Origin of the sequence: Streptomyces sp. CA2R106, assembly GCF_037034245.1 — a bacterium.
Lineage (GTDB): Bacteria > Actinomycetota > Actinomycetes > Streptomycetales > Streptomycetaceae > Actinacidiphila.
The window spans coordinates 1-221 of record NZ_JBAGKC010000237.1; the positions used below are offsets into that span (position 1 = coordinate 1).

Here is a 221-nt window from a genome sequence, read left to right on the forward strand (position 1 = left end):
GGTCCGGGTGCGGTCGTGGTGGCGGGTCCGGTGGAGGAGCTGGAGGTGCTGATCGCCCGGTGCGAGGAGCGGGAAGTGCGGGCCCGCAAGGTCCCCGTGGACTACGCGTCCCACTCGGCGTACGTGGAGCTGATCGAGGCCCAGGTCCTATCCGATCTGGCCGAGGTGAACCCGGTCACGTCCCCCGTCCCCATGTACTCCTCCGTGTCGGGCGAGCGCAT

Annotated in this window: 1 protein-coding gene; it reads left to right on the top strand. The window is 70.1% G+C overall.

Annotated elements, in window-relative coordinates; genetic code table 11:
* Positions 1–15: 15 nt before the first annotated feature.
* Positions 16–221: acyltransferase domain-containing protein (locus WA788_RS35910; protein WP_335984762.1), on the top strand; the 206-nt coding region annotated here is incomplete at its 3' end.